Source organism: Micrococcus sp. 140720015-1, from assembly GCF_053627595.1.
On sequence record NZ_JBSEYC010000001.1, the window covers coordinates 530,927 to 544,537 of the forward strand.

12 protein-coding genes are annotated in these 13,611 nt (G+C 73.9%); 6 read left to right on the top strand and 6 right to left on the bottom strand.

The window, feature by feature from the left end; genetic code table 11:
- Positions 1–89 precede the first annotated feature (89 nt).
- Positions 90–1,571 (top strand): sugar porter family MFS transporter, encoded by a 1,482-nt coding sequence (locus ACUXPL_RS02515; RefSeq protein ID WP_144825073.1) that lies wholly within the window; start codon positions 90–92, stop codon positions 1,569–1,571.
- Between the two features lie 73 nt (positions 1,572–1,644).
- On the opposite strand, the gene ACUXPL_RS02520 is transcribed toward ACUXPL_RS02515, so the two are convergent.
- Positions 1,645–2,946: a dicarboxylate/amino acid:cation symporter gene (locus ACUXPL_RS02520; protein WP_454181699.1), complete on the bottom strand. Its 1,302-nt coding sequence runs from the start codon at positions 2,944–2,946 to the stop codon at positions 1,645–1,647.
- Between the two features lie 228 nt (positions 2,947–3,174).
- Here ACUXPL_RS02520 and ACUXPL_RS02525 point away from each other — a divergent pair, with 228 nt between their 5' ends.
- The 4 genes from ACUXPL_RS02525 to ACUXPL_RS02540 are packed head-to-tail and all read left to right on the top strand — an operon-like array spanning position 3,175 to position 6,573.
- Entirely contained in the window at positions 3,175–3,816 is a 642-nt protein-coding gene (locus ACUXPL_RS02525) for an ABC transporter permease (protein ID WP_060973551.1), read from the top strand.
- Positions 3,813–4,820 carry an ABC transporter ATP-binding protein gene (locus ACUXPL_RS02530; RefSeq protein WP_454181701.1) on the top strand — a complete coding sequence of 336 codons (1,008 nt, stop codon included), beginning with the start codon at positions 3,813–3,815 and terminating at the stop codon, positions 4,818–4,820. The genes ACUXPL_RS02525 and ACUXPL_RS02530 overlap by 4 nt, the downstream gene beginning before the upstream one ends.
- Positions 4,817–5,569 (top strand): ABC transporter permease, encoded by a 753-nt coding sequence (locus ACUXPL_RS02535; protein ID WP_454181703.1) that lies wholly within the window; start codon positions 4,817–4,819, stop codon positions 5,567–5,569. The genes ACUXPL_RS02530 and ACUXPL_RS02535 overlap by 4 nt, the downstream gene beginning before the upstream one ends.
- Positions 5,566–6,573 carry a glycine betaine ABC transporter substrate-binding protein gene (locus ACUXPL_RS02540; protein ID WP_454181705.1) on the top strand — a complete coding sequence of 336 codons (1,008 nt, stop codon included), beginning with the start codon at positions 5,566–5,568 and terminating at the stop codon, positions 6,571–6,573. Before ACUXPL_RS02535 ends, ACUXPL_RS02540 begins: the two co-directional genes overlap by 4 nt.
- A 72-nt stretch (positions 6,574–6,645) precedes the next feature.
- Here the strand turns inward: ACUXPL_RS02540 and ACUXPL_RS02545 are convergent, their stop codons facing one another.
- The 5 genes from ACUXPL_RS02545 to ACUXPL_RS02565 form a co-directional block, all read right to left on the bottom strand.
- Entirely contained in the window at positions 6,646–8,283 is a 1,638-nt protein-coding gene (locus ACUXPL_RS02545) for an alkaline phosphatase D family protein (protein WP_454181707.1), read from the bottom strand.
- Positions 8,284–8,393: 110 nt separating this feature from the next.
- On the bottom strand, positions 8,394–9,566 hold the full coding sequence (locus ACUXPL_RS02550; protein ID WP_454181709.1) for a cysteine desulfurase family protein: 1,173 nt from the start codon (positions 9,564–9,566) through the stop codon (positions 8,394–8,396).
- Positions 9,563–10,483 carry a carboxylating nicotinate-nucleotide diphosphorylase gene (gene nadC, locus ACUXPL_RS02555; protein WP_454181711.1) on the bottom strand — a complete coding sequence of 307 codons (921 nt, stop codon included), beginning with the start codon at positions 10,481–10,483 and terminating at the stop codon, positions 9,563–9,565. Before nadC ends, ACUXPL_RS02550 begins: the two co-directional genes overlap by 4 nt.
- On the bottom strand, positions 10,480–11,808 hold the full coding sequence (nadA, locus tag ACUXPL_RS02560; RefSeq protein WP_454181713.1) for a quinolinate synthase NadA: 1,329 nt from the start codon (positions 11,806–11,808) through the stop codon (positions 10,480–10,482). Before nadA ends, nadC begins: the two co-directional genes overlap by 4 nt.
- Complete coding sequence (locus ACUXPL_RS02565; protein ID WP_454181715.1) at positions 11,805–12,524, bottom strand: NUDIX hydrolase; 720 nt, start codon at positions 12,522–12,524, stop codon at positions 11,805–11,807. The genes nadA and ACUXPL_RS02565 overlap by 4 nt, the downstream gene beginning before the upstream one ends.
- 128 nt (positions 12,525–12,652) lie before the next feature.
- Here ACUXPL_RS02565 and ACUXPL_RS02570 point away from each other — a divergent pair, with 128 nt between their 5' ends.
- On the top strand, positions 12,653–13,486 hold the full coding sequence (locus ACUXPL_RS02570; RefSeq protein WP_454181717.1) for an alpha/beta fold hydrolase: 834 nt from the start codon (positions 12,653–12,655) through the stop codon (positions 13,484–13,486).
- The last annotated feature ends 125 nt before the right edge of the window (positions 13,487–13,611 follow it).

Here is a 13,611-nt window from a genome sequence, read left to right on the forward strand (position 1 = left end):
CGACTTGCACGCTCGCCGAGCGGAGAACACACTGTGCGGACGCACCGGCGCGCAGCGGGCCGTCGGGCGCCACCCAGAGAGGACCCACCATGACAGCGACCCGGTCCGGCGGCGGCGCGACGTCTCGCCTCAACGCCAAGGTGGTCGGCATCTCGGTCGCCGCCGCGCTCGGCGGCTTCCTGTTCGGCTTCGACACCTCCGTCATCAACGGCGCCGTGGACGCCCTCGCCGGGGAGTTCGGCCTCGGCGCCGGTCTCACGGGCTTCGCCGTCTCCTCGGCGCTGATCGGCTGCGCGCTCGGCGCCTGGTTCGCCGGGCCGATCGCCAACCGCCGCGGCCGCGTGCCCGTGATGGTGATCGCCGCGATCCTGTTCCTGGTCTCCGCCATCGGCTCGGGCCTGGCGTTCGGCGTGGTCGACCTGATCGTCTGGCGCATGGTCGGCGGCCTGGGCGTGGGCGCCGCATCCGTGATCGCTCCGGCATACATCGCGGAGGTCAGCCCGGCCCATGTGCGCGGTCGCCTCGGCTCGCTCCAGCAGCTGGCGATCGTCCTCGGCATCTTCGCCGCGCTGCTCACGGACGCGCTCTTCGCGACGATGGCCGGGGGAGCGGCGCAGCCGTTCTGGCTCGGCGTCGATGCCTGGCGCTGGATGTTCCTGGCCGAGGCCGTCCCGGCGGTGCTGTACGGCCTGTTCGCCCTGAAGCTGCCGGAGTCCCCGCGCTACCTGGTCGCCCGCGGTCGCACGGACGAGGCGGCCGAGGTCCTGCACGAGTTCACCGGCGTGGACCGGGTGAACCTGATGATCGAGGACATCCGGCGCTCGCTGGACTCGGAGCGCCGCGAGTCGCTGGCGGACCTGCGCGGACCGTCGGCGGGCCTGCAGCCGATCGTGTGGATCGGCATCCTGCTCTCCGTCTTCCAGCAGGCCGTGGGCATCAACGTGATCTTCTACTACTCCACCACCCTGTGGCGTTCGGTGGGCTTCGGGGAGTCGGACGCCCTCACGGTCACCGTGATCACCTCGGTGACGAACATCGCCGTCACCCTCATCGCGATCGCCCTGGTGGACCGCGTCGGCCGTCGCCCCATGCTGATCGCCGGCTCCGCGGGCATGACGGTCAGCCTCGGCCTGATGGCACTGGCCTTCTCCTTCGCGCAGACCGGCGGCGCCGAGTCCGTGTCCCTGCCGCAGCCGTGGTCCACGGTGGCGCTGGTGGCCGCGAACGCCTTCGTGGTGTTCTTCGGCGCCACCTGGGGTCCGCTGGTCTGGGTGCTGCTGGGCGAGATGTTCCCGAACCGCATCCGCGCCGGCGCGCTCGCCGTGGCCGCCGCCGCGCAGTGGGCGGCGAACTTCACCGTCTCCACCACGTTCCCGTGGTTGGCGGACATCGGCCTGACCCTCGCCTACGGTCTGTACGCGGTCATGGCGGCGCTGTCCCTGGCCTTCGTGGCGGCCTTCGTCCCCGAGACCAAGGGCAAGACGCTCGAGGAGATGAGCGACGTCGTCGTGCGCTCCCCGGGGCAGCGGCGCGCGGTGCGCGCCGAGGCGGAGCGGGACCTGCGCGGCTGACACCGCCCGTCCCGACGACGGCCCCCTCCCTGCGCTGCGGACAGGGAGGGGGCCGTGGTGTGTGCGGGGCGGGTCAGCCGGCGTCGGCGCCGGTGGCGACCTCCTCGTCGTCGCGGTGCTCCAGGCCCTCGTCCTCGGAGTCCTCGATGAGACGGTCTCCGGCGATCCTGTCGACGACCATCGCGATGGCGGCGTCGCCGGTCACGTTGGTGGCGGTGCCGAAGGAGTCGATGGCGATGTACGTGGCGACCATGAGCGCGACCTGCGGCTCGGTGAAGCCGAGCATCGAGGACAGCAGGCCCGAGGCCGCCACGATCGCGCCGCCGGGCACGCCGGGCGCCGCGACCATGGTGACGCCCAGCATGAAGATGAAGCCCACGAACACCGGGATGTCGATCGACTGGCCCGAGAGGAACAGCACCGCGATGGAGAACGAGACGATCTTCACCGTGGAGCCGGCCAGGTGGATCGTCGCGCACAGCGGGACGACGAACGAGGCGATCGGCCGGCGCACGCCGAGCAGCAGGGTCTGGCGCAGGGTCACCGGGATGGTCGCCGCCGAGGACGAGGTGCCCAGGGCCGTCGCGTAGGCCGGCAGCATCGTCTTCAGGGCCGTGAACGGGTTGCGGCCCGCGATCGCGCCGGCGACGACGTACTGGACGAGCAGCAGCACCACGGTGAGGCCGAAGACCAGCAGGATCACGCCGAGGAACGTGGTGATGACCTTGAAGACCTCGCCGGCGGCGGTCATGTTCAGGAACACGCCGAAGATGTAGACGGGCAGCAGCGGCACGATCAGGCCCATGACGACCCGCTCGATGATCGATCGCAGCTGGTCGAAGCCCTCGTGCAGGGCGCCGCGCGGCAGCATCGTCAGACCGATGCCGAGCACGAACGCGAGCAGCAGGGCCGTCATCACGCCGAAGGGCGGGTCCATCTGCACCTCGAACAGCGGGCCGAGCAGCGCGTCCTCGGGGTTGGCCATCGCCTCGAAGGACCCGGGCGTGAGAATCAGCGGGAAGACGAGCAGGCAGACCAGCAGGGCGCCGAAGCCGCCGAACAGGGTGGAGCCGTAGGCGATGCCGCCGGTCAGGGCCAGCAGCTTGCCCGCGCCCCGGCCGATGTCGCCGATGGCGGGGGCGACCAGCGCCAGGATCAGCACCGGGACGATGAAGCCCAGGAAGTTCGAGAACAGCCCGTTGAAGGTGGCGAAGGCCTGCACGAGCCAGGTCGGCGCGACCAGGCCGACGAGGACGCCGGCCACGATCGCGAGGAGGATGCGGGGCAGCAGGCCGAAGCGACAGCGGGGCGCGACGACGGCGCCCCCGGAGTCGGGGCCGGACGCGTCGAGGGCGTCGGAGTGGGAGCGAGACATGGCCGACACGCTAGCGCAGGCCGTCCTGCCCGTCGCCTGGGCGTCGGGCCGTCCGCGGCGGCGTCGGCGGCCCCCGTCGTGGTGCAGAACACAGGGAGCGCCACCGTCTCGGGTAGCGTGCAAGAGCACGCCCGCCCCACCCGGACCGAAGGAGACGACGATGACGGTCCTGCCCCGCCCCGCAGACGCACGGTCCGCCCAGGGACACGCTGCCGGCGCGGAGGCCGCATGAGCGAGTTCCTCGCCTCACGCTGGCCGGACATCCTCTTCCGCGCCTGGCAGCACGGGTGGCTCGTGCTGCAGGCGCTGGCCATCGCCACCGTGCTCGCCATCGCGCTGGCCGTGATCGCCACGCGGATCAAGGGCCTGACCCCGATCGCGAACGCCTTCACGGCCGTCGGGCTGACCCTGCCCTCCTTCGCGCTCATCGGCGTCCTGATCCCCCTGGTGGGCATCGGGACCGTCCCCGCCGTCGTGGTGGTGGTCTTCTATGCCCTGCTGCCCATCCTCCGCAACGCGCTCGTGGGTCTGCGCGGCGTGGACCCGGAGGTGCTGGAGGCCGCCCGGGGGATGGGCATGGGGCCGGTGGCGCTGTTCACCCGGGTACGTCTCCCGCTGGCCTGGCCCGTGATCCTCACCGGCATCCGGGTCGCCGGCCAGCTCGGCATGGGCGTGGCCGCGGTCGCGGCCTACGTCCTGGGGCCCGGACTGGGCTCGTACATCTTCACGGGGCTGGTCTCCCTGGGCGGCGCCAACGCGTTGAACTACGCCCTCGTGGGCACCCTCGGCATCGTCGTCGTCGCCCTCGTCCTGGACGGGCTGCTCGTGCTGCTCGGCCGGCTCACCATCTCGAAGGGACTGCGCGCATGAGCACCGACCGTGACGCCGGGGCCGAGATCCGTCTCGAGTCCCTCACGAAGCTCTATCCGGGGCAGGACCGTCCCGCCGTGGACGCCCTGGACCTCACCATCCCCGCGGGGGAGACGGTGGTGTTCGTCGGCCCGTCCGGCTGCGGCAAGACCACCTCGCTGAAGATGATCAACCGCCTCATCGAGCCCACCTCCGGGCGGATCCTGATCGGTGGGGAGGACATCACACGCCGTGACCCCACCCGGCTGCGCCGTCAGATCGGCTACGTCGTGCAGGGTGGTGGGATGATGCCCCACCTGTCCGTCGCCGAGAACGTCGGCCTGGTGCCGCGCCTGCTCAAGTGGGACCGCCGGCGCATCGCCGACCGCGTGGACGAGCTGCTCGACCTCGTCGGCCTGGACCCGGCGATCTATCGAGACCGTTTCCCGCGCGAGCTGTCCGGCGGACAGCAGCAGCGCGTCGGCGTGGCCCGGGGCCTCGCGGCGGATCCTCCCGTGCTGCTCATGGACGAGCCCTTCGGCGCCGTGGACCCCCTCACCCGCCAGCGCCTGCAGCAGGAGATGCTCGACATCCAGGCCAGGGTGGGCAAGACCATCGTGATGGTCACCCACGACGTGGACGAGGCCGTGCTCCTGGGCGACCGGATCCTGGTGCTCGAACCCGGTGCGCACGTGGCCCAGTACGCCACCCCTGAAGAGGTCCTGGCGCGGCCGGCCACCGAGTTCGTGGCCGACTTCGTGGGGTCGGGGGCGGGGCTCAAGCGGCTGGCGCTGCGGTCGGTCGACTCGCTGCCGCTGCGCCCGATCGCACACCACCCGACGGGCCCGCTGCCGGGCGGGCCCGTGCTCGACGCGGCCACCCCGATCAGCGAGGCCCTCGCGGCGCTGGTCACGGCCCCGACGGAGGAGATCGCCGTGGTCCGTGATGGCACGGTCATCGGTCTGCTCGACTATCCGACACTGCGCGCGCACGCCCGCGCCGGCGACGAGCAGGCTCGGCCATGATCGCCCGGCTGCGTGCGGCCTCCGCCGAGGACCGCCTGCTCCTGATCGGCCTGCCGCTGCTGGTCGCCGCCCTGCTGATCGGGTGGACCGTCTGGGTGCGCGGAGCCGCCCTCGACGACGTCGAGGCCCGGCTGCTGACCTGGCCCACCGTCCTGCGCCTCACCGCCGAGCACCTGGCCCTCGTCGGCGTGTCCACCGTTCTGGTCGTGGGGACGGCCGTCCCGCTCGGCGTGCTGCTGAGCCGCCCCACCGCCCGGCGGTTCACCCCCGTCGCCATGGGACTGGCCAACGCCGGCCAGGCCGCTCCCGTGATCGGTGTGATCGTCCTGCTCGCCATGGCGTGGGGGTTCGGCTTCCGGGTCGCCGTCCTGGCCCTGTCCCTCTACGCGTTCCTGCCCGTGCTGGCCAACACGCTGGCCGGGCTGCGGGGCGTCGACCCCACCGTCGTCGAGGCGGCCCGCGGCATGGGCATGTCGCCGCTGCAGACCCTGCTCCGGGTGGAGCTGCCCTTGGCCCTGCCCGTGATCATGGCGGGTCTGCGGACCGCCCTGGTGCTGCTGGTGGGCACCGGGGCGTTCGCGACGTTCATCGACGCCGGCGGCCTCGGCCTGCTCATCCAGACCGGGATCGTCCTGTTCCGTTTCCCGCTGCTCGTCTCGGGGGCGATCCTCGTGGCCGCCCTCGCCCTGATGATCGAGTGGATCGGCCGCCTCGTCGAGACGCTGGCCACGCCGAGGGGGCTCGCATGACCACCCCGCGCGCGACCACCCCGTCCCGCCCCCGCGTCCGGACCCCCGCCCGTGCCGCGCTCGCCGCGCTCGGCCTGGCGACCTCCCTGGTCCTGTCCGGGTGCGGGCTGAGCACCGCCGGCGGCTACCTTCCCTCGGGCACGCCCGCCGGCGACGTCGCCGGGATCGACCTCGAGGGCGCCCACGTGGCGGTGGGCTCCAAGAACTTCAACGAGGGCGTCGTGCTCGGCAAGATCACCGCGATCCTGCTGCGCTCCGCGGGGGCCGACGTCGAGGATCTGACCAACATGCCGGGTTCGCTCAGCGCGCGCCAGGCCCAGGTCGCAGGCGTCGTGGACGTCGAGTGGGACTACACGGGGACGGCCTGGATCACGTACCTGGGCCACACCGATCCGATCCCGGACGCCCAGGCGCAGTGGGCCGCGGTCCGGGACGAGGACGCGCAGCAGGGCCTGGTGTGGCTGCCGCCGGCTGGTCTCGACAACACCTACACCTTCTCCGTGCGCCAGGACCGGGCGGAGGAGCTCGGCCTGGAGACGCTCGCGGACATCAAGGACCTCCCCACGGAGGAGCAGTCCTTCTGCGTGAGCGCCGAATTCGCCGCCCGCAACGACGGGTTCCTGCCCATGCTCGAGTCCTACGGGATCGAACGGCCCACCGGATCCCGGCTGCGCCAGATGGACCTCGGGGCGGTGTTCGCCGCGGTGGCGGACGGGTCGTGCACCTTCGGGGAGGCGTACGCCACGGACGGGCGGATCGCCGCGCTGGACCTGACGACCCTGCAGGACCCGCTGGGCTTCTTCCCGAAGTACAACGCGGCCCCCATCGTGCGCGAGGAGGTCCTGGCCGAGCACCCCGAGATCGCCGACCTGCTGGCGCCCGTGACCGCACGCCTGGACAACGCGACGGCCGCGCGCCTGAACGCCCGGGTGGACGTCGACGGCGAGGAGCCCACCCAGGTCGCGTGGGACTGGCTCCGCGAGGAGGGCCTGATCACCGACTGACGGTCCGCCGACGCCGCCGACGCCGCGGGTGACGCCCCGTTGGGGGCGTCACCCGCCGCGTGGCACGGCGGATCAGGCCGCCGTCAGCGTGCGCGAGTACACCGTCCGGCCGGCGGCGTTGATCAGACGCACCCGGAACTCGCGGCCGTCCTCGGGGATCTCGACGTGGCCGAAGTACTGGTGCTCACCGGAGCGTGGCGAGCCCATGACCGGCCCGTGCGCCTCGAAGTCCAGGCGCGGGCCGAAGGTGCCGTCCAGCGTGTTCGGGCCGAACGATCCGGCGTTGATGGGGCCGGCCACGAACTCCCAGAACGGCTCGAAGTTGGTGAACGCCGCGCGGTCGGGCGAGTAGTGGTGCGCCGCGCAGTAGTGGACGTCGCCGGTGAGGAACACGACGTTCTTCACGCCGTGGTCCTTGATCGCCTTCAGGAGGCGGGCGACCTCCAGCTCGCGGCCCAGCGGGGCGCCGTCGTCGCCGTTGGACAGGGACTCCTGCCCCGTGCCGTCGGGGACGATCAGGCCCAGCGGCAGGTCGTTGGCGATGACCTTCCACGTGGCGGTCGACGCGCGCAGCCCGCGGATGAGCCACTGCAGCTGCTCCTCGCCCAGGATCGGGGTCTCGTGGGTCTCGAGCCCCGGGGTGTTCTCACCCTTGTGGGTGCGCATGTCCAGGGCGAACACGTCGAGCGTCGCGCCGCGGGGGATCCTGCGGTAGATGCGGGCGGGTTCGAAGCCGGAGCCGCGGCGCAGGGCCGTGGAGTCGGCGATCGGCATGTACTCCTGCCACGCGCGGCGGGCGCGGGCGGCCAGCGTGTCCACGTCACGGACCTGGGTGTAGCGCGGGTCCTCCAGGACCTCGCCCGGCCACCAGTTGTTGGTCGTCTCGTGGTCGTCCCACTGGGCGATGACGGGGACGTCCGCGTACAGGGCGCGGAGGTTGCCGTCCATCATGTTGTAGCGGTGGCGGCCGCGGAACTCGTTCAGCGTCTCGGCGACCTTGGACGTCTCCTCCGTGACGAGGTTGCGCCAGGTGGGCTCGCCGGCCACCTCGAGGGTCTCCGGGATGGGGTTGTCCGCGTAGATCGTGTCGCCGGAGTGCAGGAAGAAGTCGGGCTTCGTGGCGTGCATCGCCGCGTAGCCGCGCATGCCGCCGATCTCCGGGTTGATGCCGTAGCCCTGCCCCGCGGTGTCCGCGGTCCACACGAAGGACTGGGCGGCGGAGGTCTTCCGTCCGAACCGCGCGCCGGGCGCCGTCGTGAAGCGGGCCACGGCCGACTCGCCCAGGCGGCCGGCCTCGTCCTCGAACGCGTACGTCACCTCGAAGCGGGTGCCGGAGGGCAGCGTGTCCGCGAGGATCTTCGCGGTGTGGTCGGTGGCCCCGTCGACCCAGCCGGAGCGCAGGGTCAGCCCGCGAGCGAAGCGGCCGCGCAGCACCTTCCCGTCCTCGTCGACCGCGCGCAGCGTGGCGTGCAGGCGCGAACGGCCGGACGAGCGCGCCCACAGCACGGCCGAGTTCGAGGTGACGTCGCCGGTGGCGACGCCGGACGGCAGCGTCAGGCGGGACGCGACCAGGCCCCCGGGGGTGTGGCGGGCCGGACGGGCGGCGGCGGGGCCGGCGAGGGCGGCGGGGGCGAGCACGGCGGCGGACGCCGCGGCGAGCACCGAACGGCGGGAGGCGGAGTGGGACAGGGGTGCGGTGGTCTGCTTCACGGAGCCAGGGTGGGGCACGCAGGCGAGGGACATGTGGCGTCGGGCTGACCCCCGGGTGAACTTCCGACGCCGGCCCCCGGCGGCATCGGGGTCGACCGGCCCGGGGCCACTCAGCGCAGGGCGGTGACCGTCCGGACGGCGTCGACGATCGCGTCCGCGGCGGCGTCGAGCAGCGGGGCGTCAGCGTGCGGGCCGAACGTGCAGCGCAGGGCCGTGCGGGCCTCGTCCTCGCTGAGGCCCAGCGCGAGCAGGGCCGGGGACGGCTCGGCGTCGTGGGCCGAGCACGCGGACCCCGCCGAGGCCAGCACGCCCCGGCGGGCCGCCTCCTCCAGCACCGACTCGCCGTTCACGCCGGGCAGCACGAACGAGGCGTGACGCGGCAGCCGCCGCGTGGGATGGCCGGTCAGCCTCGCGTCGGGCACGAGCTCCCGGACGCCGTCGAGCACGCGCGCCGCGAACCGGTCCCGCAGCCCGGACCACGCGTCCGCGGCCGCGGCGCGCTCCGCCTCGGCCTCCTCGAAGGCCGCCGCGAACCCGGCCGCGCCGGCCACGTTCTGCGTCCCGGACCGCCGGCCCCGCTCCTGGCCGCCGCCGGGCACGAGCGGTTCCAGGGCGTGACCCGGGCGCACCCACAGCGCGCCGACCCCCTTGGGCCCGCCGACCTTGTGCCCGGACAGCGCCACGAGATCCGCCCCGAGGGCGCGCACGTCCACCGGGATCTGCCCCGCGGCCTGCACCGCGTCCACGTGCAGCGGCACGCCCGCCTCCCGGGCGACGGCGGCCAGCTCGGCCACCGGCTGCACCGTGCCCACCTCGTTGTGGGCCAGGTGCACGCTGACCAGCGCGGTGTCCGGGCGCAGGCGGGCGGCGAGGTCGTCCGCACAGGTCAGGCCGTCACGGTCCAGCGCGAGGTGCTCGACCTCGACGCCGTGCAGCCGGGTCAGCTGGTCACAGGACTGCCGCACCGCGCTGTGCTCGATCCCCGTGGTCAGCACGTGGCCCGCCGGGCGGCCGGCGAGGATCCGGGCGCGCACCGTGCCGAGCACGGCGAGCGCGTCGGCCTCCGTGCCACCCGAGGTGAACACGACCTGCCCGGCCCGGGCGCCGATCGCGCGGGCCACCCGCGCGCGGGCGTCCTCGAGCAGGGCCGCCGCCGCCCGGCCGGCCTCGTGCGCCGAGGACGGGTTGCCATAGACGCCGGTGAGTGCGGGCCACATCGCCTCCAGCGCGCTGCGCCGGACGGGCGCGGTGGCCGCGTGGTCCAGGTCGAGGGTGGTGCTCATCGGCGCGGCGAGACCTCCTCGACCACGGCGTCCAGGCCCAGGTCCAGGGACCGGACGGTATGGGTCAGCGCCCCCACCGAGATCACGTCCACGCCCGTGGCCGCGATCGCCCCGATCGTCTCGAGGCTCACCCCGCCGGAGGCCTCGACGACGGCGCGGCCCGCCACGAGCTCGACGCCGGCCCGCAGCTCGGCCGGCGAGAAGTTGTCCAGCATGATCGAGTCGACCCCGGCGGCGAGCACCGCCGGGATCTGCTCGAGCCGGTCGACCTCCACCTCCACGTGGGTGGTGTGCGGCAGGCGTGCCCTCCCGGCGCGCAGGGCCGCGGTGAGGGCCTCGCCCGGGTCGCCGCCGCCGCCGAACCCCAGCGCGGCCAGGTGGTTGTCCTTCAGCATCACGGCATCCGAGAGGCTGGAGCGGTGGTTGTGCCCGCCGCCGTCCCGCACCGCCTGCCGCTCGAGCACGCGCAGACCCGGCGTGGTCTTGCGGGTGTCCACCACCCGCGCGTGCCCGCCGCCGGCGCGCACGGCGGCCACGTGGGCGGCCGTCGTCGTGGCGATCCCGGACAGGCGCTGGACGAGGTTCAGCGCCACGCGCTCGGCGCGCAGCACCGAGCGGGCGGGGCCCGCGACCTCGGCGACGACGGCGCCGGGGGACAGGTCGGCGCCGTCGGCCAGGTGCAGGGTGACGGACACGGCCGGGTCGACGAGCCGGAAGGCGGCCTCGAGGGCGTTCGTGCCGGAGAGCACCCCGGCCTCGCGGGCCACCACGCGCGCGGTGATCCGGGCCTGCTCCGGGACGAAGACCTCCGAGGAGACGTCGCCCCAGGGCGCGTCCTCGGCGAGCGCGGCGGCCACGATCCGCTCCACGTCCGGCTGCGGGGCCGGCGTCGCGGGGGCGCGGTCGGCCGGGGTCACGTCCCGGCCCCGGCGGACTGCGCGGCCGACTGCTTCGGCGCGACGGCCAGCATCCGCTCGAGCGCGGTGCGGGCCGGGTCGGCCACGGACGCGGGTACGGTGATCCGGTTGACCACGCGGCCGGCCACGAGCTCCTCGAGCACCCACGCGAGGTAGCCGGGGTGGATGCGGTACATCGTGGAGCACGGGCAGATCACGGGATCGAGGCAGAAGATCGTGTGCTCGGGGTGCTGGGCGGCCAGGCGCTGCACGAGGTTGATCTCGGTGCCGATCGCGAAGGTCGAGCCGGCCGGCGCCGCCTGGATCGCCTTGACGATGAAGTCCGTGGACCCGGAGGAGTCCGCGGCCTCCACCACGGGCAGGGGGCACTCGGGGTGCACGATCACCTGGACGTCCGGGTGCTCGGCGCGGGCCTGCTCGATCTGCGCCACGGTGAAGCGGCGGTGCACCGAGCAGAAGCCGTGCCACAGCAGGACCTTCGCGTCCCGCAGGGCGTCCTCGGAGTTCCCGCCCAGCGGCAGGCGGGGGTTCCACGTCGGCATCTGCTCGAGCGGGATCCCCCTGGCGCGGCCCGTGTTCCGGCCCAGGTGCTGGTCCGGGAAGAACAGGACGCGCTGGGCACGCTCGAACGCCCAGTCCAGCACGGCCGAGGCGTTGGAGGACGTGCACACGATGCCGCCGCGCGCGCCGACGAAGCCCTTGAGGGCCGCGGAGGAGTTCATGTAGGTCACGGGCAGCAGGGGCACCCGCCCGTCGTCGTCCGGCTCGGTGCCGTAGACCGCCTCGAGCTGCTCCCACGCGTCCTCGACCGAGTCCAGGTCGGCCATGTCCGCCATGGAGCAGCCGGCCGCGAGGTTGGGCAGGATGACGGCCTGGTCCGGGGTGGAGAGCAGGTCCGCGGTCTCCGCCATGAAGTGCACGCCGCAGAACACGATCGCCTCCGCCTCGGGCCGGCCCTGGGAGGCCCGCGCGAGCTGGAAGGAGTCGCCCACGACGTCGGCGTGCTGGACGACCTCGTCGCGCTGGTAGAAGTGGCCCAGCACGACGACGCGTTCGCCGAGCGTCTGCCGCGCGGCGCTGATCCGAGCGTGGAGCTCCTCGTCCGAGGCCCGCTGGTACTCCTCGGGGATGCGGCCCTGCACGGGGGTGCCGGCCGGGACGGCGTCGTCCTGCGATGCGCCGGGGCCGTAGGCGGGCAGGCCGGCGTCGAACGCCCAGGGGCCGCGGGTCAGGTCGGGGGAGCACGAGGAGCCGCGCGCGCCGTCCTTGTCGATCAGGGTCAGGGTGCGGGCCACCGAGGCGGTGGTCCCGGTCGGGGTGGTCATGGGTGACTCCTGGGTCGGGGCTGGTGGTCAACGGCGGGCCGGTAGCGGTAGAGCTTGGGCGGGCGGTGCGGGGTGCCGGCGCGGACCTCGCCGGTCTCCTCGAGGGTCCCGGCGACGAGGGTGGCGCGGCGGAAGTTGGCGGCGTCGAGGCCGCGGCCGAGGACGGCCTCGTGCACGGAGCGCAGCTCGGCGAGGGTGAAGGAGGGCCCCAGCAGCGCGTGCCCGACGCCGGCTCGCGGCAGGTCCGCGCGCAGGCGCGCCACGGCCGCCGCCAGGATCCGGGCGTGGTCGAAGGCCAGCGCGGGCGGCGCGTCGGCCCGGTGCCAGCGCACATGGACCCCGATGGGCAGCCCGGCCACGTCCGGGTTCGGGCTGGACGCCGGGGCGGCGCCGTCGTCCAGGGCGGGGCTGAGCGCCCAGTGGGCCACCGTGAGGACGCGTCCGGTGGGGGAGCGGTCCACGGCGCCGAACGCCGCCAGCTGCTCAAGGCGACGGACGGGACCGGGCACGCACTCGGCGGCCACACGTGCGGCGACGTCGGCCAGCTCCTCGTCCGCGCCGAGCCACGCGCCCGGCAGCGCCCACCGGTCCAGGAACGGCTCGCGCATCCGCGGGACGAGGGCGACGCAGAGGCGGGGCACGCCGTGCGGATCCGGGCGCACGCCGAAGACGGCCGTGGACACGGCGACGCTGACGCGGGCCTCAGCGACGGGCATGGGACCTCCCGGGGCGGACTGGCGGGGCTGTTCTGGTCAGTATGACACTGTTCCCGCCCATCTCAGAGGGTCGAGATGACTGTAAGGCGGGGGAGGTGCCGGCGCGGTCCCGCGCTAGCCTGAGTCGGGTGAACACGACCGCCGCCTCCGCCCCGTCCGACGCCCCCCTGGCCTCCACCCGCATCGGGGAGGGACCGCGCCGCGTCGCGTTCCTGCACGGCCTCATGGGCCGCGGCCGGAACTTCACCGGCCCGGCCAAGGAGCTGGGCGACGACTTCACGGTGGAGCTGATCGATCTGCCAGACCACGGCGCCTCGCCCTGGACGGACCGGGTGGACTACCGCGAGATCGCGGACCGGGTGGCCGCCCACCTGCGCGCCGGCCTAGCCGCCGACGGGCCGGTCCATCTGCTGGGCCACTCGATGGGCGGCAAGGTCGCGATGGTGCTCGCCCTGCGCCACCCGGACCTCGTGGACCGGCTGATCGTGGAGGACATCTCCCCGCGGCTCTCACCGCAGGCCACGGACGAGTTCGTCCACCTGCTGGGCACCATGCTGCGCATGGACCTGGACGCGTACGACTCGCGGGCCGAGGCCGACGCCGCCATGGCCGAGCACGTCCACGACGAGCGGGTGCGCGGCTTCCTGCTGCAGAACCTGCGGCGCACGGCCGGGCACTTCGCGTGGCAGCCCAACGTGGCCATGCTCTTCGAGCACCTGCGGGAGATCGGCTCGTTCCCGGACCCGGTGGTCCCCGAGGATCCGGAGCGCGTGTTCGACCATCCGGTCCTGTGGCTCGCCGGCGCCGAGTCGGACTACGTCCAGGACGAGGACGTGCCGCGGATGAAGGAGCTGTTCCCGCGCGTCATGCGCGTGACCGTCCGGGACGCCGGCCACTGGCTGCACGCCGACCAGCCCGAGGCTTTCGTCTCCGCGGTGCGCACCTTCCTCACCGCCGACTGACGGGGCCCGCCGGGAGGCGGAGCCAGCGTTGAGGCCCGCAGACGCGCCGCTACGTTCCGTGCGTAGCGGCGCGTCTGCGGGCCTCGGCGTCGGGCGCGGGTGGGGGCGGACCCGTCGGCCGCCGC

Coding starts and splice junctions, on each gene's coding strand:
- ACUXPL_RS02515 (WP_144825073.1), top strand. CDS start 90: ATGACAGCGACCCGGTCCGGCGGCGGCGCGACGTCTCGCCTCAACGCC.
- ACUXPL_RS02520 (WP_454181699.1), bottom strand. CDS start 2,946: ATGTCTCGCTCCCACTCCGACGCCCTCGACGCGTCCGGCCCCGACTCC.
- ACUXPL_RS02525 (WP_060973551.1), top strand. CDS start 3,175: ATGAGCGAGTTCCTCGCCTCACGCTGGCCGGACATCCTCTTCCGCGCC.
- ACUXPL_RS02530 (WP_454181701.1), top strand. CDS start 3,813: ATGAGCACCGACCGTGACGCCGGGGCCGAGATCCGTCTCGAGTCCCTC.
- ACUXPL_RS02535 (WP_454181703.1), top strand. CDS start 4,817: ATGATCGCCCGGCTGCGTGCGGCCTCCGCCGAGGACCGCCTGCTCCTG.
- ACUXPL_RS02540 (WP_454181705.1), top strand. CDS start 5,566: ATGACCACCCCGCGCGCGACCACCCCGTCCCGCCCCCGCGTCCGGACC.
- ACUXPL_RS02550 (WP_454181709.1), bottom strand. CDS start 9,566: ATGAGCACCACCCTCGACCTGGACCACGCGGCCACCGCGCCCGTCCGG.
- nadA (WP_454181713.1), bottom strand. CDS start 11,808: ATGACCACCCCGACCGGGACCACCGCCTCGGTGGCCCGCACCCTGACC.
- ACUXPL_RS02565 (WP_454181715.1), bottom strand. CDS start 12,524: ATGCCCGTCGCTGAGGCCCGCGTCAGCGTCGCCGTGTCCACGGCCGTC.